Origin of the sequence: Paraburkholderia sp. BR10936 (assembly GCF_040965735.1) — a bacterium.
GTDB lineage: Bacteria > Pseudomonadota > Gammaproteobacteria > Burkholderiales > Burkholderiaceae > Paraburkholderia > Paraburkholderia nodosa_A.
This window is the reverse complement of record NZ_JBFRCM010000003.1, coordinates 522,161-541,825: the sequence shown is the minus strand read 5'-3', so window position 1 is coordinate 541,825 and position 19,665 is coordinate 522,161. Positions and strand designations below refer to the sequence as shown.

Below are 19,665 nucleotides of genomic sequence, written 5' to 3'. Positions count from 1 at the left end.
GGCCTAAAGCTGGTGTAGCGCCGCAACGACCCCTCCTCCGGTCACCGCGGTCCTCCCAAAGCAGTTCTCGCAGTACCCCAAATCCGCTGTATCTCTACAACTTGTCGTCTGCATACGTCCGCTTACCGTTCGGACGAGTCGCGAGGTCAAAATGCACGTTGCATGGGCATCGTTCACGTCCGCTTTCGCCGCGCCGGTTACCGCCGTCACCGTGGCCGTCTTCTTCGCGTCCGAGGTTGCCGCCCGTACGCATGAGGTTTCGCGCATCGTGCTCCGTCGCCAGCCCGCCAACCGCCCGCTGCCGACCACCATCGCAAACGACACCATGAAGAACGAGGCTCGTCATGTTGCGTAATCCCGCCGAGAAGTACCGCCCCTTCCCCGCCATCCGATTGAACGGCCGCAAATGGCCCACGCGCGCCGTCGAGCGCGCGCCGATCTGGATGAGCACCGACCTGCGCGACGGCAACCAGTCGCTGATCGAGCCGATGAGCATCGAGCAGAAGACCGAATTCTTCGAAATGCTCGTCGCGATCGGCTTCAAGGAAATCGAAGTCGGCTTTCCGTCCGCTTCGCAGACCGACTTCGATTTCGTGCGCAAGCTGATCGACGAAAAACGCATTCCCGACGATGTGACGATCGAAGTGCTCGTGCAGGCGCGCGAAGAATTGATTGCACGCACGTTCGAAGCGCTCGAAGGCGTGCCGCGCGCCATCGTCCACCTCTACAACGCGATCTGCCCGTCGTTCCGCAAGATCGTGTTCGGCCAGTCGAAGGAGGAAGTGAAAGCGCTCGCGGTCGAAGGCACGCGCATCATCCGCGCACACGCCGACAAGAACCCGCAAACGCACTGGATTTACCAGTATTCGCCCGAAACCTTCAGCATGACCGAGCTGACCTTCGCGCGCGAAGTCTGCGACGCGGTGGCCCAGACGTGGCGCCCGACGCGCGACCACAAGATGATCGTGAATCTTCCGGCGACCGTCGAAGCGGCGATGCCCAACGTCTACGCCGACCAGATCGAGTGGATGGACCGCAATCTCGCGTACCGCGACAGCATCGTGCTGTCGGTGCATCCGCACAACGACCGCGGCACGGCGGTGGCCGCCGCCGAGTTGGCGCTGCTCGCGGGCGCGGACCGGATCGAAGGCTGCCTGTTCGGCAACGGCGAGCGCACCGGCAACGTCGATCTCGTCACGCTCGCGATGAACCTCTACACCCAGGGCATCGACCCGGGCCTCGACTTCTCGGACATCGACGCCGTGCGCCGCGTGGTCGAGCGCTGCAACCAGATGCCCGTGCATCCGCGTCATCCGTATGCGGGCGACCTCGTGTTCACGGCGTTCTCGGGCTCGCACCAGGACGCGATCCGCAAGGGCTTCGCGCAGCAGCAGCCCGACGCCGTCTGGGAAGTGCCGTATCTCCCGATCGATCCCGCCGACCTCGGCCGCAGCTATGACGCGGTGATCCGCGTGAACAGCCAGTCGGGCAAGGGTGGCGCGACTTATCTGCTCGAGCGCGGCATGGGCTTCACGCCGCCGCGCCGCGTGCAGATCGAGTTCAGCCACGCCGTGCAGACCGTCGCCGATACGTCTGGCGAAGAGATCACGGGCGAGGCGGTCTGCGCACTGTTCGCGCGTGAGTACTTCGAAACGCGCGGGCCGGTTGCCAACGCCGGTTCGGGCCGCGTGCGCTGGGAAGGCCGTGATGTGGCCATGCCGGCTGCCACGAGCAGCGATGAGGCACATGCGCAAGCTGTGGCCGCCGCCATCGCGGCACTCGCCGGCGAGCACATTGAAATCACGTCGTTCGAGACTGAGCGCACCTCGCAGGGCGGTACGGCCGTGTTCGTCGGCGCGCGCGTGGGCGGCCAGCCGCTGCGCCACGGCGTCGGCGTGGGCGAAGACGCGGTCCATGCGTGCGTCGCGGCAGTGGTCAGCGCGGTGAACCGCGCGGCCTGGCCGCAAGTGGATCGGCGCGCGGCGGCCTGACGCCTTTCGCGCGTGTCGCGCGCTGTGCGCGAAGCAGTTTGGGTTTCAGCAGGGAAATCGGCGGCATTGTTGAGCGCCGGCGGCAAAACGGGCCGCCGGCGTGCGCCTGAAGCGCCTACACGGCGTTTCAGCGAGTGGACTTACCGGTCATCACTCGATCGCGCAACGCGTCGCCTGCCATGCGAGCAGACGCCAGTGGCCCCCTTCCTGCGTCTGGATCGCCGTATAGGCAATCGGAAAGAGCAGCGCACCGTTGTTCGCTTCCATCTCGATCAACACGCGGCCGGAGACCACGCAGGCCTCGTTGCCCGCGTGCAGCACGTCCTGCGACTGGATCTCGATCTGGCGGTAGCGGCGGCGGCCGGCCGTGATCGCGTCGATGAACTGCTGCTTGGTCTCGCGTTTGCCGTTGGTGTGGACGAAGGTCGCGTGATCGGACAGCAACTGGTCCAGCGACGTGCCGTCGCCGTCGACCATCGCGCGAAAGCGCTCGCGCTCAAGTCCGCGAATCGCATCGATCAGTTTTGCCGCCATCGCTCGAGCCCCTTGCGCGTTGGCCCGCGCCTGAGCGCAGATCTCCGCCGAAGATTTCTGCATACGTCTGGCTGAAATTTATACCAGGTTTTGGCACAAGGATACTTGCGATCAAAGACATCGCCTCCATCTATGGTGGATACGCCACGCGCCCGGTGAGAACTGCGCCTGGCGTAGCGACATCTCCGCGGCCGCGCCCGGATGTCGCAGCGCAGCACTTTCCGCTTTATCCGATGTCTATCTCTCAGATTGTGTGGCAAGGTCCTGGCGCTGCGCGGCCCGTCGAACGTCGCTGATTTCACCCCTTATTTCCCGCGCGCTTCGCGCCGGACGCTGTCCCGTTCTAGAGTGTTCCTTCGGCCTGCCCCTTGCGCAGGCCTGCGCCGGGCGCTGGGCCCCGCCCTGCTTGATTGCCGGCGTTTAGTGTAATCTATCGATACAACCATTTCGATAGGAATCAAGGAACCTTGAAGCCCCTACAGACTCCAAGTATTAGCACTCGGGGATTCAGAGTGCTAACATCCACCGTGGAGTCGGTGTCTGACTTTCGCAAGATTCCTGAGGAGTTCGCTACGTGAGCAACGCAATGACCATGACCCTTCCGAGTACGCTGAGCCCGTCGTCGGCCAAGGCCGGGGGCTCATTGGCGCTCGCGAATGCTTCCCTGTTGCCCGGCCAGCTGGGCAACATCGACGCTTATATTCAGGCCGTGAACCGGATCCCGATGCTGACGCCACAAGAAGAGCGTCAGTTCGCGACCGAGTTTCGCGAGCAGAACAATCTTGAAGGCGCGCGCCGCCTGGTGCTGTCGCACCTGCGCCTCGTGGTGTCGATCGCGCGTAATTATCTCGGCTATGGCCTGCCGCACGCCGACCTGATCCAGGAAGGCAACATCGGCCTGATGAAGGCCGTGAAGCGCTTCGACCCCGAGCAGAACGTGCGCCTGGTGTCGTACGCCATGCACTGGATCAAGGCTGAGATCCACGAATACATCCTGCGCAACTGGCGCATGGTGAAGGTCGCCACGACCAAGGCGCAGCGCAAGCTGTTCTTCAACCTGCGCAGCCACAAGCAGGGCCTGCAGTCGTTCACGCCGGAAGAGATCGACGGCCTCGCGCAGGAACTGAACGTGAAGCGCGAAGAGGTCGTGGAGATGGAAACGCGCCTGTCGGGCGCCGACATCGCGCTCGAAGGCCAGACCGAAGACGGCGAGGAGTCGTTCGCCCCGATCGCCTGGCTCGCCGACTCGCACAGCGAGCCGAGCGCCGTGCTCGCCGCACGTTCGCGCGACCGCCTGCAGTCGGACGGCATTGCGAGCGCGCTGGAAGCGCTCGACGCACGCAGCCGCCGCATCATCGAGGCGCGCTGGCTCAACGTGGACGACGATGGTTCGGGCGGCTCGACCCTGCACGAGCTGGCCGACGAGTTCGGCGTTTCGGCCGAGCGCATTCGCCAGATCGAGGCGAGCGCCATGAAGAAGATGCGCACCGCCCTCGCCGACTACGCGTAAGCGTCGCCAGGTCTCACCGGCACACCGAAAACCCCGTTCCCGCGAACGGGGTTTTTCTTTTGCGCGCACCACACGCTGCGCACCTTCGCACCGGCCTCGCTGATTCCACCCTAAGATGATTTCGAGGTGGTGAGCCAGAGGCCGCGCCGCGGTCTGGCCTCGTAACGCGTTCGAGGGCACCCGTCGCCATGATCCCGGCATCCGGTCAACGCCAGCGCATATCGTCGCTGCTGCGCACGCGCATCCTCCAGTGGATGCGCGGCCCCACCTTCGCGCGCGATATTGCCCTCGTTCTCGCCGTCAAGCTCGTCCTCTTGATGGCGCTCAAATACGCATTCTTCAATCATCCGCAGGCAGAAGACATGAACATGCCGCCTGCCGCTGTCGCGCAGGCCATCCTGGCCGTGCCCGAGTCTACGGCGCTCAAGCCGTCAGTGTCCCAATCCCCGACCATGCCGCCCCCGCGAGGAGACCGTCATGCCCACGATTGAATCGGTGGAACTCTCGCGTCTTCAGTTCGCCATCACCGCGCTCTACCACTTCCTGTTCGTGCCCCTCACGCTCGGCCTCTCGTGGCTGCTCGTCATCATGGAGTCCGTCTATGTGATGACCGGCAAGGAGATCTACAAGGACATGACGCAGTTCTGGGGCAAGCTCTTCGCCATCAACTTCGCGATGGGCGTCACCACCGGCCTCACGATGGAGTTCCAGTTCGGCACCAACTGGTCGTACTACTCGCACTACGTGGGCGACATTTTCGGCGTGCCGCTCGCCGTGGAAGGGCTCGCGGCGTTCTTCCTCGAATCGACCTTTGTCGGGGTGTTTTTCTTCGGCTGGAATCGCCTGTCGAAAGGCGCACACCTCTTCACCACGTTTCTCGTCGCGCTCGGCTCGAACCTCTCGGCGCTGTGGATTCTCATCGCCAACGGCTGGATGCAGAACCCCGTGGGTGCGTCGTTCAACTACGAAACCATGCGCATGGAACTCACCAGCCTGTTCGCGGTGATCTTCAACCCCGTCGCGCAGGTGAAGTTCGTGCACACGGTTTCGGCCGGCTATGTGACGGCGTCGATGTTCGTGCTCGGCATTTCGTCGTGGTACGTGCTGCGCCGGCGCGACGTCGAGTTCGCGCTGCGCTCGTACGCGATCGCCGCGGGCTTCGGCCTTGCGTCCACGCTATGCGTGCTGATCCTCGGCGACGAATCGGGCTACACCGACGGCGTGGTGCAGCAGGTCAAGCTCGCCGCCATCGAGGCCGAATGGGAAACCGCGCCCGCCCCCGCGCCGTTCACGCTATTCGGTTTGCCTAACCAGAAGGAAGAGCGCACCGACTACGCGATCCGCATTCCCTGGCTGATGGGCATCATCGCCACGCGCTCGATCGACACGCCCGTGATCGGCCTGAAAGACCTGATGGACCGCGCCGAAGTGCGCATCCGCAATGGCATGCTCGCCTACGCCGCGCTGCAAAAGATGAAGGAAGGCACCGCCGACACCGAAACGCGCGACGTGTTCGAGGCGCACAAGGCCGATCTCGGCTACGGCCTGCTCTTGAAGCAGTTCACGCCGAACGTGGTCGACGCGACTTCCGGCCAGATCAGGGCCGCGTCGCGAACGGCGATTCCGGCCGTCGCGCCGGTGTTCTGGTCGTTTCGCGTGATGGTGGGTCTCGGCATCCTCTTTCTCGTGACCTTCGTACTCGCGTTCTGGTTCTGTGCGCAGCGCTCGCTGCTCAAGGACAGCCGCCGCTGGTTCCTCGGCTGGGCGCTGGTGGCGATTCCGCTGCCGTGGCTCGCCGCCGAGTTCGGCTGGGTCGTCGCGGAAACCGGCCGCCAGCCGTGGACCATCGCGGAAGTGCTGCCCACGCGTCTTTCGGCTTCGAGCCTCGCACCCGGCGACGTGATGCTGAGCATCGCGGGCTTCGTGATCTTCTACACGCTGCTCTTCATCATCGAGATCACGCTGATGTTCAAGTACGCGCGCCTCGGGCCTTCGTCGCTGCATACCGGTCGCTACTTCCACGAGCAGACGGCCGCGCTGGCCACCAGCGGCAAGGTCTCGTGATCGCTGCAAGACACCGAAAGACGCGAGGAAACACGCCATGGACTACGCAACGCTCAAGTTGATCTGGTGGGTGCTGATCGGCGTGCTGCTGATCGGCTTCGCGCTCACCGACGGCTTCGACATGGGTGCGGCCGTGCTGCTGCCCTTCGTCGGCAAGACCGATGAGGAGCGCCGCATCGTCATCAACGCGGTCGGCGCGACGTGGGAAGGCAACCAGGTGTGGTTCATCACGGCGGGCGGCGCGATGTTCGCCGCGTGGCCGCTCGCCTATGCGGCGTCGTTCTCGGGCTTCTACTTCGCGATGCTGCTCGTGCTGTTCTCGCTGTTTTTCCGTCCCGTGGGCTTCGACTATCGCGGCAAGCGCGTCGATGTGAGATGGCGCCAGGGCTGGGACTGCGGTCTTTTCATCGGCGGCTTCGTGCCGGCGCTCGTGTTCGGCGTGGCGTTCGGCAATCTGCTCCAGGGCGTGCCGTTCGCCTACGACACCGACCTGCGCGTGACGTATCACGGCAGCTTCTTCGCACTCCTCAATCCGTTCGCGCTGGTTTGCGGGCTGGTGAGCCTGTGCATGCTCACCGCGCACGGCGCGGCGTTCCTGAAGAGGAAGACCGATGGCGTCGTCGCCATGCGCGCTTCGAAGGCGCTACGGCTTTTCTCGGCGCTCACGATCGTGTTGTTTCTCGTGGCGGGCGCGCTCGTGGCGACGCTCATCGGCGGCTATACGATCACGTCGCCGGCGCCGCTCGATACCGTGGCCAATCCGCTCCTGAAACGTGTCGATGCGGGGCCAGGGCTCTGGCTCGCGAACTACGGGCTTTATCCGTGGATGGCGCTCGCCCCTGCCGTGGGCGTGCTCGGCGGCGTGCTCGCATTCGCACTCGCGGGCTCGCGCTTCGAGCGGCTCGCGTTCCTCAGCACGGGGCTGCAGATCGTCGGCGTGATTCTGACTGCGGGCTTTTCGATGTTCCCGTTCATCATGCCCTCCTCGCTCGACCCGCGTTCGAGCCTCACCGTCTGGGACGCAACCTCGAGCAAGATGACGCTCGAGATCATGCTGGTGGCCGTCATCATTTTTCTGCCGATCGTGCTCGCCTACACGGCGTGGGTCTATCGCGTGATGCGCGGCAAGATCACCGCCAGCGCGATACAGGACAACCACCATACGCTGTACTGAGCGCCCAGGCGACTGAGCGGCGCTGGAAACGAAAACGCCGCGGCGGGTGCCGCGGCGTCTTTCACAGGCATACAGCGAATCGATTACGCCGGCTGGAGCGCCAGCTCGCGTGCATAACGCGGCGCGGCGTCGCCGACCACGATGTGCAGCGTATCCGCCGAAGTCCACACCGCGTCGAGCGCGCCGAGCTTCTCGCGATCCACGGCCGCCGGGTCGCGCACGATCACGCGCAGGCGCGTGGCCGCCACCGCGTCGAGCGAAACGATATTGGCAACGCCGCCGAACACCGCGAGCCAGCGCGACGGATTCGGATCGAGCGGGCCATGCGCGATATCTGCGCTCGCGCTCGCCTGAGCAGCCAGAACAGCCTGAGCCGCAGGCTGCGCCGCGGGAGCCGCCTTGCCAGCCGCGGAACCGCCGCGGGCGATCTCTCCGCGAATCTCATCGGCGATGATGTCCGCTTCCGGCCCGATGACGACCTGCACGCTTTCGCCGCCACGCTTGAGCACGCCGCGTGCGCCGATCGCCTTCAACGCCGGCTCGGAAACATGTGCCGGATCGGCCACCGTGAGACGCAGACGCGTCGTGCAGGCATCGACCACCTTGAGGTTGGCCGCGCCGCCCAGCGCATCGATGTAACGCGCAGCACGCGAGAGCGATGCCGCCGCCGCGCCGCCGGCCGCCACCGCAACGCCCGACATCGACGAGGCGATTGCCGTATCGCCCGCCGAAGCTTCACGGCCCGGCGTGGGCAGATTGAAGCGGCGGATGAAGAAGCGGAACAGCCCGTAGTACACGACCGCATAGACCGCGCCGAGCGCAATTGCATACCAGCCGTGCGTGGAGAGCCCGTAGTTCAGCACGTAGTCGATCGCGCCGGCCGAGAAGGTGAAGCCGAGCTTGATGCCGAGCAGCGAGCAGATCGCGAGCGACAGCCCCGTGAGCACCGCGTGGATCGCGTAGAGCACGGGAGCGAGGAACATGAACGTGAACTCGATCGGCTCGGTCACGCCCGTGAGGAACGAGGTCAGCGCCATCGAAAACAGCAGGCCGCCCACCATCGCGCGCTTGTCCTTCGGCGCTTCGTGCAGCATCGCGAGACACGCTGCCGGCAGGCCGAACATCATCACCGGGAAGAAGCCGGCCATGAAGCTGCCCGCCGTGGGGTCGCCCGCGAAGAAGCGGTGCAGGTCGCCCGTGACCGCCGCACCGCCGGCTGCCGGCGTGAACGAGCCGAACACGAACCACACGAGCGAGTTGAGGATGTGGTGCAGACCCGTGACGAGCAGGAGCCGGTTGAGCAAGCCGTACACGAAGGTGCCGATCGCGCCCGCCGTGGTGAGCCAGTGGCCGGCGGTGTCGATCACGCCCTGCACCGGTCCCCAGACGTAGCCGAACGCGATACCCAGCGCGAGACACGTGAGCCCTGTGACGATCGGCACAAAGCGTTTGCCGCCGAAGAACGCGAGGAACTCGGGCAGCTTGATGTCCTTGAAGCGGTTGTACAGCATGCCCGCGACGACGCCGGCCACCACGCCCGACAGCACGCCCATGTTGAGCTTGTCGTTGATGTCCTTCATCACGGCGGTCTGGACCAGATAGCCCAGCGCACCCGCGAGGCCGGCGACGCCGTTGTTGTCTTTCGCAAAGCCCACCGCAATGCCGATCGCAAACAGCAACGGCAGGTTATCGAAGATCGCGCCGCCCGCGTCGGCGATGATCTTGATGTTGAGCATGTCGGCCTGGCCGAAACGAAGCAGGATGCCGGCGACCGGCAGCACTGCGATGGGAAGCATCAGCGCGCGGCCGAGGCTTTGAATCTTGAGAAACGGATTGCCATCCATTGAACTGCCTCCAGTCTCTATCTCTTGCTTGACGCGTGTGGGTGAGAGAAGCCGGCGCGCGATCGCTGCGCACGCCGGCATGTTTCCAAGGATTACTTAGGGTGGGTGAAACAGAAATCATCAATCGAGCGGCCAGCTTTCGCGGCTTGCCGCACGCACGGCTTGCGCCGATTCGAGTGCGAGGGCGTTCTGCGCACGCTGGCGGCAGTCGTTGTAGTCGAGCTTGCGCACGCGCGCCTTGATCGACGGCACCGAAACCGGATCGACGGAAAGCTCCGTCACGCCGAGGCCGACGAGCAGCGGCACCGCGAGCGGATCGCCCGCCAGCGCACCGCACACGCCGACCCACTTGCCGCGCTTGTTCGCGCCTTCGACCGTCGCTGCCACGAGACGCAACACGGCCGGGTGCAGCCCGTCGGCTTGCGCCGCGAGGTCAGGCTGGCAACGGTCCATCGCGAGCGTGTACTGCGTGAGATCGTTGGTGCCGATCGAGAGGAAATCGGCGTGGCGCGCGAGCTGGTCCGCGAGCAGCGCCGCCGAGGGCACCTCGATCATCACGCCCACTTCGACCGGCTCCGTGCGGCCCGCTTCGCGTGCCAATGTGTCGATGCGCTCGCGCAGACGCACGAGTTCGCCCACGTCGGTCACCATCGGCAGCAGGATGCGCACCTTGCCCGCCGGCTTCACGGCAACGAGTCCGCGCAGCTGATCGTCGAGCAGATCGGGCCGCACCTGCGCGAGGCGGATGCCGCGCAGACCCAGCGCCGGATTCGGCTCGGGCGGCAGCGTGAGATAGTCGACTTCCTTGTCCGCGCCCACGTCGAGCGTGCGGATGATCGCCGTGCGGCCCGCCAGTGCGTCCGTGATGGCCTGGTAGCTCTGAAGATGTTCGTCCACCGTGGGCGCGGCCTGGCGATGGATGAAGAGCAGCTCCGTGCGCAGCAGCCCCACGGCGTCCGCGCCGTTATCCACCGCCGTGTTGGCATCCTCCAGCGTCGCGATGTTCGCGGCGACTTCCACCGCGTGGCCGTCGCGCGTGGCTGCGGCCTCGTGCGACGTGCGGCGGTTCGCTTCGCGCACGCCGGCCAGGCGCTGCTTTTCGCTGCGCGCGCGTTCGATGTCGAGCGCGCTCGGCGTGTACGCAAAGCGGCCGGCGCTCGCATCGATGACGACTTCGGTGCCCTCGGGCACCGCATGCAGCGCGTCGCCGAGCGCGACGAGCGCCGGAATGCCGGCCTGGCGCGCGATGATCGCGGCGTGCGAGGTCGCGCCGCCGCGCGCCATCACGAGCGCCATCACGCGCTTGCGGTCGAGCGAGGCGAGATCGGAAGGCGTGAATTCGTCGGCGGCGAGCACGGCTTCTTCGGGCAGCGTACGCGCGGCCGCGTTCGACAGACCGAGCGCGCGCAGCACGCGCTTTTCGAGGTCGCGCAGGTCGGCGGCGCGCTCCGCTAGCAGCGGATCGTCCACCTTGCCGAGCACCGCAATCTGCGCGCGAATCGCTTCGCGCCACGCGTAGCCCGCGCTCTTGCCGAGGCTGATCGCGTCGCGCGCGGCGTCGACGAGCGTCGGGTCTTCGAGCAGCACGCGGTGCATCGTGAAGATGCCCGCCTCGCCGATCGCGCCGCGCTGCGACGCCGTGCGCACGCTCTGGTTCAGCTCGGCGTCGACAGCGGCGATCGCCTTGTCGAGCGCGCGGCTTTCCGCGGCCGACGTACCGCTCGCGAGTTCGGGCGGCGTCAGTTCGGCTTCGTCCCAGCGCACCAGCTTGCCGACCGCGACGCCCGGCGCGGCGCACACGCCCGCGAGCACGCCCGGCTCGGCGGAGGACGCCACGGCGGCCGCGGCTTCCTGCATCACGGGCGCGGGCGACTGCTGCCGCGCCGGCGCTTCGCCGTGCTCGCCGGGCGCTTCGCGCAGGAGCTCATTCGCTACGGCGTCCACGGCGCGCTGCGCCTCCAGGCCGATGCCGACGAGTTCGATGGTCGCGCCCTCGCCCGCGCCGAGGCGAGCAGGCCGACGACGCTCTCGATGGCGGACTTGCGCTCGCCGAAGCGCACCTCGACGCGCGCGTCGATGCCGCGCACCGCTTCGCGCGCCCGCGCCGCGGGCCGCGCATGGAGGCCGCCCGCATGCGTGAGCGTCACGCTGCGGCGCACTTCGTTTGCGATCAATTCATGGGCGGCTGCGATCTCCGCGCCGTCACGCACGCGCAGCACGAGCAGCGCGGATTTGCCCGCTTCGACGTGACCCGCGCCCGCGCGCTCGATCACTTCGAATGCATCCGAATTGGCGATCGCGACGACCGAAACGAGGCTCGGTGCAGTGCACGCCACCACGTCGAGATCGAACTCGATCAAGGTGTCGCCGAGCCGCACCTGAGCGCCCTGCGCGACCTTCGGCGTGAAGCCCTTGCCGTTCAGCTCGACCGTATCGATGCCGACGTGCATGAGCACCTGTGCGCCTTCCGCCGATTGCAGCGTGACCGCGTGGCCGGTGCGTGCGAGATGCACGACGATGCCGTCGCACGGCGCGACGACGCGGCCGACGAGCGGATCGACGCCGATGCCGTCGCCGAACAACCCTTCCGAGAACACCGGATCGGGCACCGACGCGAGCGGCACAACCGGGCCGGTGAGCGGAGAGACCAGTACGATGTGCCCCTCGGCGCGAGTATGCGGATCCATCAGGCGAGACTCCTCGATGCGTTCCATTCGCTTTCCAATCTAGTGTGTTTCGGTGACTTTGTTCAGGTAACGCGGCTCGTCAGGATTGCGGCCGCGCGCGGCGGCAAGGCCCGCCGCCATCACGTAGAACGACAAAATGGCCGCGATGGGATCGAGTGCCGCGTCGGCAGCCGTTTCGAGCGGCAGCGCAGCGCCAGCCACGTCGGCGGGCGCCGCGAGCAGCACGCGCGCACCGCGCTTCTCCATGTCGCGGGCGAACTCGATCAGGCCCGCCTGCTCCGGCCCGCGCGGGGCGAACACGAGCAGCGGGTAATCGCGGTCGATCAGCTCCATCGGGCCGTGGCGCACCTCGGCGCTCGAAAACGCTTCGGCCTGAATGCCCGAGGTTTCCTTGAGCTTGAGCGCAGCCTCCTGCGCAACGGCGAGGCCCGGACCGCGACCGATCACGATCATCTGTTTCACGTCGCGCAATTCTTCGACGGCCTTCGACCAGTCGAGCGTGCCCGCGCGATCGAGCGCGTCGGGCAGCGCGCGCACGGCGTCGAGGAACGCGGCGTCGCGCTGCCAGAAGCCGACGAGTTGCGCCGACATCGCGAGCATCGCGATATAGCTCTTGGTGGCCGCCACGCTCAGCTCGGGACCGGCGAGCAGCGGCAGCTCCATGCCGGCGGCCTCGGCGAGCGGCGAGCCCGCGACGTTGACCATCGCCGCCGTCAGCGCACCGGCTTCGCGCAGCGCCTTGATCGTCGCAACCAGATCAGGACTCCTACCTGATTGGGAGAAAGCGAGGGCAAACTGGCTGCGCACGCGTAAGGGCGCCTGCTGGAGCGTTGCGATCGACATCGGCAGCGTGGCGACCGGTATGCCGATGCGGCTCATGGTGAGCGCAGCGAAGTAGCTCGCCGCGTGGTCCGAACTGCCGCGCGCGACGGTGAGCGCGACATGGCGCGGTTCGGCCTCGAGCGCGCGGGCGAGCGCCTCGACGCGCGCGGTGTCCGCGAGTTGCGCGGCGACAACGCTGGCCGAGGCCAGCGCTTCCTTAAGCATATTCGACAATCGATTCTCCTTCGACGTAGGTCGCGGTGAGCGCCAGCTCGCGATCGAACACGTTGACATCGGCCCATGCGCCGCGCGCGAGGCGGCCACGGTCTTCGATGCCGAGGTAATCGGCGGCATAGCGCGACAGGCGCGCGGACACGTCTGCGATCGGCAAGCCGATCGAGACGAGGTTGCGCAGCGCCTGGTCCATGGTGAGGGTGCTGCCCGCGAGCGTGCCGTCGGCGAGGCGCACGCCGCCAAGGCACTTCGTCACGTGCTGGCTGCCGAGGCGGTATTCGCCGTCGGGCATGCCGGTGGCCGAGGTGCTGTCGGTCACCACATAAAGGCGCGGAATGGCGCGCAGCGCGGCGCGGATCGCGCCCGGATGCACGTGCAGCAGGTCGGGAATGATCTCCGCGTACTCGGCATGCGCGAGCGCCGCGCCGACTACGCCCGGGTTGCGATGGTGCAGCGGCGACATCGCGTTGAAAAGGTGCGTGAAGCCGCAGGCGCCATGCTTGAGCGCGGCCACGGCGTCGTCGTAGGTCGCGAGCGAGTGGCCGATCTGCACGCGCACGCCGCGCGCCGCCATCTCGCCGATGATCTCGATATGGCCCGCGATCTCGGGCGCCACGGTCACCACGCGAATCGGCGCGATCGAGAGGTACTTGAGCACTTCGTCGAGCACGGCCGAAACGGCGGCGTCGGGCTGCGCGCCGAGCTTGCCCGGATTGATGTACGGCCCTTCGAGGTGCACGCCCAGCACGCGCGCGCCACCCACCGTGCGGTTGCGCGTAACGTTGCCGAGGCCCGCGACCACGTTCATCAGCTCGTCGCGCGGGGCGGTCATGGTGGTGGCGAGCAGGCTCGTGGTGCCGTAGCGGGCGTGGGTGCGCGCGATGGTTTCGATCGCGTCGCCGGCTTCCATCACGTCGGCGCCGCCGCCGCCGTGCACGTGCAGGTCGATGAAGCCCGGCAGGATGTAGGGCGCGTCGTTGTTCGCCGGATCGGTGGCCTCGCCCGTGATCGCGGTGATGCGTCCGTTCTCGAACGACAGCGTGCCGTGGATCCAGCCTTCAGGGGTGAGTATGTTTCCGCTCAGCATGAGAGTTTTCCGATGAGGCGCATCGAAGCGCGGTAGGACGTTTCGGTGACGTGCATGAGAGAGACTGCGGCGGCGCTCACTGGCGCAGCTCCGCAACGAAGTCGTAATAGCCGTCGCGGCAATAGGTGTCGGTCAGCTCGATGGCCCGCTGATCGGCGGAAAAGCCCACGCGCGTGATGACGAGCAGCGCCGCGCGCGGCTCGACGCCCATCAGCGCGGCGATTTCGCCCGTCGCGTTGACCGCGCGAAAGTGCTGCAGGGCGCGTACCACGGGCACGCGATGCTGCTCGAGATACGCATACAGCGAGCCCTCGATGGCTTCCGGGTCGGGCACGATCGACACGGGCAGCGCCGAATGCTCGACGGCCATCACGGTGCCGTCGGCGCGGCGCAAGCGGCGCAGGCTCGCGACCGAGGCGCCCGGAGAGAGGCCGAGCTGCACGATCTCCTCGCGGTGCGCGGGCCGTACCTCGCGCGCGAGCCACACCGAGTCGGGCGTGAAGCCGCGCTGCTCCATTTTCTTCGTGAAGCCCGTGAGGCGCGAAAGCGGATCTTCCACGCGCGGCGTGATGAAGCTGCCCGCACCGCGTGCGCGCCGGATCAGCCCCTGCTCCACGAGCAGCTCGATCGCCTTGCGCGCGGTGATGCGCGACACGCCGATGGCGTCCGACAGCGTGCGCTCCGAAGGCAGCGCTTCGCCGGCCGACCACACGCCGCAGTGAATGGCCGTGGCAAGGTTGCGCGCCAGCTGCAGATAGAGCGGCGTCACATTGCGCGCATCGGGCATCAGGGCAGACCAACGGGTTTCCATGGACTTGGCGCCAGCGGTTGGACGTTCGTGGGGGGCCGGACGGGCACGCTGCGTGGCAGTGCCGGTGGTGCAGATTGGTCCGGTGTGGAAGCGAGCCCATTATATAACCACAATAAGACCAGTCAACAGAGGCTATCTCGCCGCGGCACATAGAAAATTATCGTTAAAAATCAATGCATTGCACGAATACATAAGGCTCAAACGGGGCGCAGCCTAGCATCAGGATTTACCCTGGCGCGGTATCCGGGCGCCCCACAACGGGACCAGAGTGGCAACAACAGGTTATCTGACATAGCCCACCGTAGTACCGCCGTAGGACCAGCACGCGACTTGGAAAGAGCGCGCGGCTCCGAGAGTGCACGCGCAATAAAAAAACGCCGTGGCGGTCGCCACGGCGTTCGGGTCCTGCTGAGCTCCCGCGTCGATTGGACGCAGGCAGCCGCTGCTCGAAGGTCCCTTAGAACGACGGAACCATCGAGCCCTTGAACTCGTTCTTGATGAACTGGCGCACGTCTTCCGACTGGTACGCGGCGACCAGCTTTTTCACCCAAGGCTTGTCCTTGTCCTGGGTGCGAACGGCGATCAGGTTCGCGTACGGGCTGTGGATGTCCTCGATGGCGATCGCGTCTTTGGTCGGCTGCAGGCCGGCCGCGAGCGCGTAGTTCGTGTTGATCACGGCGGCGTCCACGTCGCCGAGCGCACGCGGAAGCTGCGCGGCGTCCAGTTCGACGAGCTTGATCTTCTTCCGGTTTTCGGCGAGGTCGAGCGGCGTCGCGTTGTTGCCGTTGACGCCCGCGCCAGCGCGCAGCTTGATCAGGCCCTTGCTTTGCAGGAGCAGCAGCGCGCGGTTTTCGTTCGACGGGTCATTCGGCACGGCGACCTTCGCGCCTTGCGGCAGATCGTTCAGCGATTTGAGCTTCTTCGAGTACACGCCGATGGGCGAGATGTACGTGAGGCCCGCGTTCACGAGCTTGTAGCCGCGCTGCTTGATCTGGCTGTCGAGATACGGGCCGGTCTGGAAGCTGTTGGCGTCGAGCTCGCCGGCGTCGAGCGCGGCGTTCGGCTGCACGTAGTCGTTGAATTCGACGACCTTGACGTTCAGGCCTTCGCGCTTGGCGACCTTCTGGACGACGGCCCAGACTTGCGCGTCCGGACCTGAAACGGTACCGACCTTGACGACCTGGTCGTCGGCGCGTGCGCCGAAGCTGGCTGCGAGCGTGGTGGCGGCGATGCCGGCGAGGAGTGCTTTAATCAGATTTCTGCGCTGCATGAAGATGATGTTCCTGCGTGGTTTTGGTATTGCTCCGGTTCCGTGGCGTTGAGCGCCATCTGCCGGACGATATAAATCGTCTCATATGGAACCGGTTGCGGGAAATAATGAATTCGCATACTGGTATGCGCGCGCAGCCCTGAGGCGTGCGGCGCGCGTTCGCCTCTCGAGGCGAACACGCCGCGCTTCCCTTAGTCGGGATTCGAGCCGAGAAGGATCTTCAGATCGTGCAGCCAGGGCGTGACGCCCTGCCCGTCGCGCGCAAAGAGGCGCAGCTTGCCGGTCGTGTCGAACACGTAGCTCGCGGCGGTGTGATCCATCGTGTAGCTATCCGGCGTGTTGCCGGGCACCTTCGCGTAGTACACGCGGAAATCCTTCGCCACCTGTTTGAGCTGGTCCTCGTTGGCCGGGCGCAGCCCAATGAAGGTCGGATTGAACGCGGCCGCGTACTGGCCCAGGATCTGCGGCGTGTCGCGCTCGGGATCGACGGTGACGAACAGCACCTGCACGCGCTTCGCCGCATCGGGCCCGAGCTGCTGGAGCGCCTGCGAAAGCTCGGCCATGGTGGTCGGGCAAACGTCCGGACAGTGCGTATAGCCGAAGAACAGCACGACCACCTTGTCCTTGAAGTCGGCGAGCGTGCGCGTCTTGCCGCTGGTGTCGGGCAGCGCGAAGTCCTTGCCGAACTGGGTATTGCCGGTGATGTCGAGGTTCGAGAACGCGGGCGGCTGCTGGCCGCAGCCCTCGAGAACCAGCGTGCCGCCGAATGCGCCTGCAGCGGCAAGCGCGACGACCGTGGCGCGCACGAAGCGCGCAAGCGTGCGGTGGGCCATGTCGTTACGCCGCGATGAGCGCATGCACGTAATGGTCGACGAGCAACGCCATGAACAGCAACGAGAGGTAGACGATCGAATAGCGGAAAGTCTTGCGCGCCAGTGCGTCGGAATATTCGACGTAGATCTTCCACGCGTAGGCGAGGAATACGGCGCCGAGCAGCACGGCCGAAGCCAGATACAGCACGCCGCTCATGCCCGAGATGTACGGCATCAGCGTGACCGCGAACAGAATCACGGTGTAGAGCAGGATGTGCAGACGCGTGTACTTCTCACCGTGCGTGTTGGGCAGCATCGGCAGGCCGGCGTTTTCGTAGTCCTTGCGGCGGTAGAGCGCGAGCGCCCAGAAGTGCGGCGGCGTCCACACGAAAATGATCAGCACGAGAATCCAGGCGTCGCCGGGCACGTGGCCCGTCACCGCGGCCCAGCCGAGTGCAGGCGGCATGGCGCCCGAGGCGCCGCCGATCACGATGTTCTGCGGCGTGGCCGGCTTGAGCAGCAGCGTGTAGATGATCGCGTAGCCGATGAAGGTCGCGACCGTGAGCCACATGGTGAGCGCATTGGTGAACGTGTACAGCACCCACATGCCCAGGCCGCCGATCACCGCCGAGAAGATCAGGATCTGCGTGCTCGTGATCTCGCCGCGCGCCGAAGGACGCCAGGCAGTCCGACGCATGCGCGCATCGACCTTTTGCTCGACGAGACAGTTGATCGCGAAGGCCGCACCGGCCGTGAGCCAGATGCCGACGGTGCCGCCGATCAGCTGCTTCCAGGGCACCATGCCGGGCACAGCGAGGAACATGCCGATGACGGCGCAAAACACGGCGAGTTGCGTGACGCGCGGCTTGGTGAGCGCGAGATATTGGGAAATCCGGCTACCGGGCGTCTGGGATAGGGTTGTACTTTCCATAGGGCGGGATCACACCGCAGCGGTGTCGCGCGCAGGGAGAACGGCGCGGCCGGGGCGGCTACAAGCAATTCGAAAGTTTAGCACGACGACCAAAAGCAGCAGGATCGCCGCGCCACCGTTGTGCGCCACTGCCACGGGCAGCGGCCACTGCAGCACGATGTTGGATAGCCCTGTCAGAAATTGGATAAAGATCACGATCATGATCCAGTTTGCCGGGCGTCGCAGCGAGGCATAGCGTCGCAACTTGAGGGCGAACCATACCAGATAAGCGATCACGACGAACGCGAAGGTGCGGTGCGTCCAGTGGATCGCGACGAGCGCGTCCTGCGTGATCACGTCGCCGTTGCCGTCCATGCCGAGCGCGCGCCACACGTGGAAGCCGTGATGGAAATCCATCGGCGGAATCCACGCGCCGTTGCAGGTCGGGAAGTCGGTGCAGGCCAGCACCGCGTAGTTCGTGCTCACCCAGCCGCCCAGCGCGATCTGCAAAACGAGCAGCACGAGCGCCGCCAGCGCGGCCATGCGCCAGCGCGCGGCGTCCGGCTCGTACGCGGGCAGCGGCGTCATGCGCGCGGCGAGCCAGGCGAGCGAGCCGAGCAGCGTGAGGCCGAGCAGCAGGTGCGTCGTGACGATGATGGGTTGCAGCTTCATCGTCACCGTCCACGCGCCGAACACGCCCTGCACGAGGATCAGCCCGAGCAGCGCCGTGGGCCACCACGGCGACACATGCAGCGGCAGGCGCTTGATGCGCGCGCGCCAGGCAATCGCCATCTGCGCGATGATCAGCACACCGATCGCCATGGCGAAATAGCGGTGGATCATCTCGATCCACGCCTTCGTCATGCTCACGGGGCCGCTCGGCATGGCCAGATGCGCCGCGGCAATCTGCACGTGCGCGATGAACGGCGACGACGTGCCGTAGCAGCCCGGCCAGTCAGGACAGCCGAGACCCGAGTCGGTCAGGCGCGTAAAGCCGCCGAACATCACGAGGTCGAGCGTCATGAACGTCGTGAGCCACACGAGCTTGCGAAACTTGTTGTCGTCGGCCTTGACCCAGACCCACGAGAGCGGCAGCAACGCGATGCACAGGCCGATCAGGCCCAGCTCCAGGATAAACATCTCTCTTACTCTTCTCTGTCAGACTCGCGCTGCGCACCTTAACCGATGCGGGACCACTTGAGCAGTTTAGTGACGTCTTGTTTGATTTTCGACGGATCGGCTTGCGCCGGGAATCGCATCATCAGGTTGCCGTTCGGATCGACCAGATAGATGTGGTCGGTGTCGTTCGTCGTCTGCGTCGCGGGCAGCCACGCCGCGACGGCGACCGGATCGGCGCGCAACACGCGCGTGTCCGCGTAGGCGCCCTTCACTTTCGCGGGGACGCTCGTGTCGTCGGTGCGCAGCCAGACCGTGACGATGCGCTCGCGCTCCTGGCCCTGCGTCGCGCGCACCTGGCGCATGAAATAGAGCTTCGTGGCGCAGGCTTCGTCGCAGGCGCCGCCATTCACCGAGATCATTAGCCAGCGGCCCTTGAGCGAGGCGAGCGGCACTTCATGGCCGTCGTCGCCCGTCACCATGAGCGCGCCGGGAATGGGCCGCTGCGGCTCGATGAGCGTGCCATAGCTCGTCGAGCCGCCCTTCGGCTTGATCACGTAGTACGAGAAGTACGAAATCGCGATCGGCGCGCCGCAGATGAGCATGATGATGAGCAGCGTCCAGCGGCCACGCCGCTTCGCGTGATTCTGCGCGGACGTGGCGGCCGGCTGTGCGGCTTGTCTGGCCTGGGCGGAACGGGGGGATTGCGTCGACACTCTCGTGGAACCTCGCTTCTGTCGCTTTCAGTTGTCCATGTGCTGCACGCGCAGCGCCATTGTCCGGATCATGTCGGGATCGA

16 protein-coding genes and 1 pseudogene are annotated in these 19,665 nt (G+C 66.0%); 6 read left to right on the top strand and 11 right to left on the bottom strand.

Going from position 1 to position 19,665, the window contains the following annotated elements; genetic code table 11:
* Positions 1–151 precede the first annotated feature (151 nt).
* Positions 152–355, top strand: a complete 204-nt coding sequence (locus tag AB4Y36_RS09020; protein ID WP_368682778.1) for a hypothetical protein — start codon at positions 152–154, stop codon at positions 353–355.
* Positions 345–1,991 (top strand): 2-isopropylmalate synthase, encoded by a 1,647-nt coding sequence (leuA, locus tag AB4Y36_RS09015; protein WP_342949530.1) that lies wholly within the window; start codon positions 345–347, stop codon positions 1,989–1,991. The genes AB4Y36_RS09020 and leuA overlap by 11 nt, the downstream gene beginning before the upstream one ends.
* A 150-nt stretch (positions 1,992–2,141) precedes the next feature.
* On the opposite strand, the gene AB4Y36_RS09010 is transcribed toward leuA, so the two are convergent.
* Complete coding sequence (locus tag AB4Y36_RS09010) at positions 2,142–2,525, bottom strand: nuclear transport factor 2 family protein (protein ID WP_028201838.1); 384 nt, start codon at positions 2,523–2,525, stop codon at positions 2,142–2,144.
* Positions 2,526–3,099: 574 nt separating this feature from the next.
* Between AB4Y36_RS09010 and rpoH the strand changes: the two genes are divergently transcribed.
* The 4 genes from rpoH (at position 3,100) to cydB (ending at position 7,273) form a co-directional block, all read left to right on the top strand.
* Positions 3,100–4,035 carry an RNA polymerase sigma factor RpoH gene (gene rpoH / locus AB4Y36_RS09005; protein ID WP_069264904.1) on the top strand — a complete coding sequence of 312 codons (936 nt, stop codon included), beginning with the start codon at positions 3,100–3,102 and terminating at the stop codon, positions 4,033–4,035.
* Between the two features lie 188 nt (positions 4,036–4,223).
* Positions 4,224–4,526, top strand: coding sequence for a cytochrome oxidase putative small subunit CydP (gene cydP, locus AB4Y36_RS09000; protein WP_368682777.1), 303 nt, complete (start codon positions 4,224–4,226; stop codon positions 4,524–4,526).
* Complete coding sequence (locus AB4Y36_RS08995) at positions 4,513–6,099, top strand: cytochrome ubiquinol oxidase subunit I (RefSeq protein WP_368682776.1); 1,587 nt, start codon at positions 4,513–4,515, stop codon at positions 6,097–6,099. Before cydP ends, AB4Y36_RS08995 begins: the two co-directional genes overlap by 14 nt.
* A gap of 37 nt (positions 6,100–6,136) precedes the next feature.
* Positions 6,137–7,273 (top strand): cytochrome d ubiquinol oxidase subunit II, encoded by a 1,137-nt coding sequence (gene cydB, locus AB4Y36_RS08990; protein ID WP_368682775.1) that lies wholly within the window; start codon positions 6,137–6,139, stop codon positions 7,271–7,273.
* An 83-nt stretch (positions 7,274–7,356) separates the two neighbouring features.
* Here cydB and nagE read toward each other — a convergent pair whose 3' ends face one another.
* The 10 genes and pseudogenes from nagE to AB4Y36_RS08940 form a co-directional block, all read right to left on the bottom strand.
* On the bottom strand, positions 7,357–9,117 hold the full coding sequence (gene nagE / locus AB4Y36_RS08985) for an N-acetylglucosamine-specific PTS transporter subunit IIBC (protein ID WP_368605845.1): 1,761 nt from the start codon (positions 9,115–9,117) through the stop codon (positions 7,357–7,359).
* A 120-nt stretch (positions 9,118–9,237) separates the two neighbouring features.
* Positions 9,238–11,831: pseudogene (gene ptsP, locus AB4Y36_RS08980) on the bottom strand (phosphoenolpyruvate--protein phosphotransferase).
* A 12-nt stretch (positions 11,832–11,843) separates the two neighbouring features.
* A complete protein-coding gene (locus AB4Y36_RS08975; protein ID WP_069264913.1) occupies positions 11,844–12,851 on the bottom strand; it encodes an SIS domain-containing protein in 1,008 nt (335 codons plus the stop codon).
* Positions 12,844–13,947 carry an N-acetylglucosamine-6-phosphate deacetylase gene (nagA, locus tag AB4Y36_RS08970; protein ID WP_069264917.1) on the bottom strand — a complete coding sequence of 368 codons (1,104 nt, stop codon included), beginning with the start codon at positions 13,945–13,947 and terminating at the stop codon, positions 12,844–12,846. The genes AB4Y36_RS08975 and nagA overlap by 8 nt, the downstream gene beginning before the upstream one ends.
* Before the next feature lie 76 nt (positions 13,948–14,023).
* Positions 14,024–14,758, bottom strand: a complete 735-nt coding sequence (locus tag AB4Y36_RS08965) for a GntR family transcriptional regulator (RefSeq protein WP_324148451.1) — start codon at positions 14,756–14,758, stop codon at positions 14,024–14,026.
* Positions 14,759–15,215: 457 nt separating this feature from the next.
* Entirely contained in the window at positions 15,216–16,028 is an 813-nt protein-coding gene (locus tag AB4Y36_RS08960; RefSeq protein ID WP_368682774.1) for a MetQ/NlpA family ABC transporter substrate-binding protein, read from the bottom strand.
* 191 nt (positions 16,029–16,219) lie between these two features.
* Positions 16,220–16,861 carry an SCO family protein gene (locus tag AB4Y36_RS08955; protein ID WP_368682773.1) on the bottom strand — a complete coding sequence of 214 codons (642 nt, stop codon included), beginning with the start codon at positions 16,859–16,861 and terminating at the stop codon, positions 16,220–16,222.
* 4 nt (positions 16,862–16,865) lie between these two features.
* Positions 16,866–17,771, bottom strand: a complete 906-nt coding sequence (cyoE, locus tag AB4Y36_RS08950; protein ID WP_069264928.1) for a heme o synthase — start codon at positions 17,769–17,771, stop codon at positions 16,866–16,868.
* A 9-nt stretch (positions 17,772–17,780) separates the two neighbouring features.
* Positions 17,781–18,890: a COX15/CtaA family protein gene (locus tag AB4Y36_RS08945; RefSeq protein ID WP_342949536.1), complete on the bottom strand. Its 1,110-nt coding sequence runs from the start codon at positions 18,888–18,890 to the stop codon at positions 17,781–17,783.
* A 38-nt stretch (positions 18,891–18,928) separates the two neighbouring features.
* Positions 18,929–19,582: a cytochrome C oxidase subunit I gene (locus AB4Y36_RS08940; RefSeq protein WP_069264933.1), complete on the bottom strand. Its 654-nt coding sequence runs from the start codon at positions 19,580–19,582 to the stop codon at positions 18,929–18,931.
* Positions 19,583–19,665 lie beyond the last annotated feature (83 nt).

Coding starts and splice junctions, on each gene's coding strand:
- AB4Y36_RS09020 (WP_368682778.1), top strand. CDS start 152: ATGCACGTTGCATGGGCATCGTTCACGTCCGCTTTCGCCGCGCCGGTT.
- leuA (WP_342949530.1), top strand. CDS start 345: ATGTTGCGTAATCCCGCCGAGAAGTACCGCCCCTTCCCCGCCATCCGA.
- AB4Y36_RS09010 (WP_028201838.1), bottom strand. CDS start 2,525: ATGGCGGCAAAACTGATCGATGCGATTCGCGGACTTGAGCGCGAGCGC.
- cydP (WP_368682777.1), top strand. CDS start 4,224: ATGATCCCGGCATCCGGTCAACGCCAGCGCATATCGTCGCTGCTGCGC.
- AB4Y36_RS08995 (WP_368682776.1), top strand. CDS start 4,513: ATGCCCACGATTGAATCGGTGGAACTCTCGCGTCTTCAGTTCGCCATC.
- cydB (WP_368682775.1), top strand. CDS start 6,137: ATGGACTACGCAACGCTCAAGTTGATCTGGTGGGTGCTGATCGGCGTG.
- nagE (WP_368605845.1), bottom strand. CDS start 9,117: ATGGATGGCAATCCGTTTCTCAAGATTCAAAGCCTCGGCCGCGCGCTG.
- AB4Y36_RS08975 (WP_069264913.1), bottom strand. CDS start 12,851: ATGCTTAAGGAAGCGCTGGCCTCGGCCAGCGTTGTCGCCGCGCAACTC.
- nagA (WP_069264917.1), bottom strand. CDS start 13,947: ATGCTGAGCGGAAACATACTCACCCCTGAAGGCTGGATCCACGGCACG.
- AB4Y36_RS08965 (WP_324148451.1), bottom strand. CDS start 14,758: ATGGAAACCCGTTGGTCTGCCCTGATGCCCGATGCGCGCAATGTGACG.
- AB4Y36_RS08960 (WP_368682774.1), bottom strand. CDS start 16,028: ATGCAGCGCAGAAATCTGATTAAAGCACTCCTCGCCGGCATCGCCGCC.
- AB4Y36_RS08955 (WP_368682773.1), bottom strand. CDS start 16,861: ATGGCCCACCGCACGCTTGCGCGCTTCGTGCGCGCCACGGTCGTCGCG.
- cyoE (WP_069264928.1), bottom strand. CDS start 17,771: ATGGAAAGTACAACCCTATCCCAGACGCCCGGTAGCCGGATTTCCCAA.
- AB4Y36_RS08945 (WP_342949536.1), bottom strand. CDS start 18,890: ATGTTTATCCTGGAGCTGGGCCTGATCGGCCTGTGCATCGCGTTGCTG.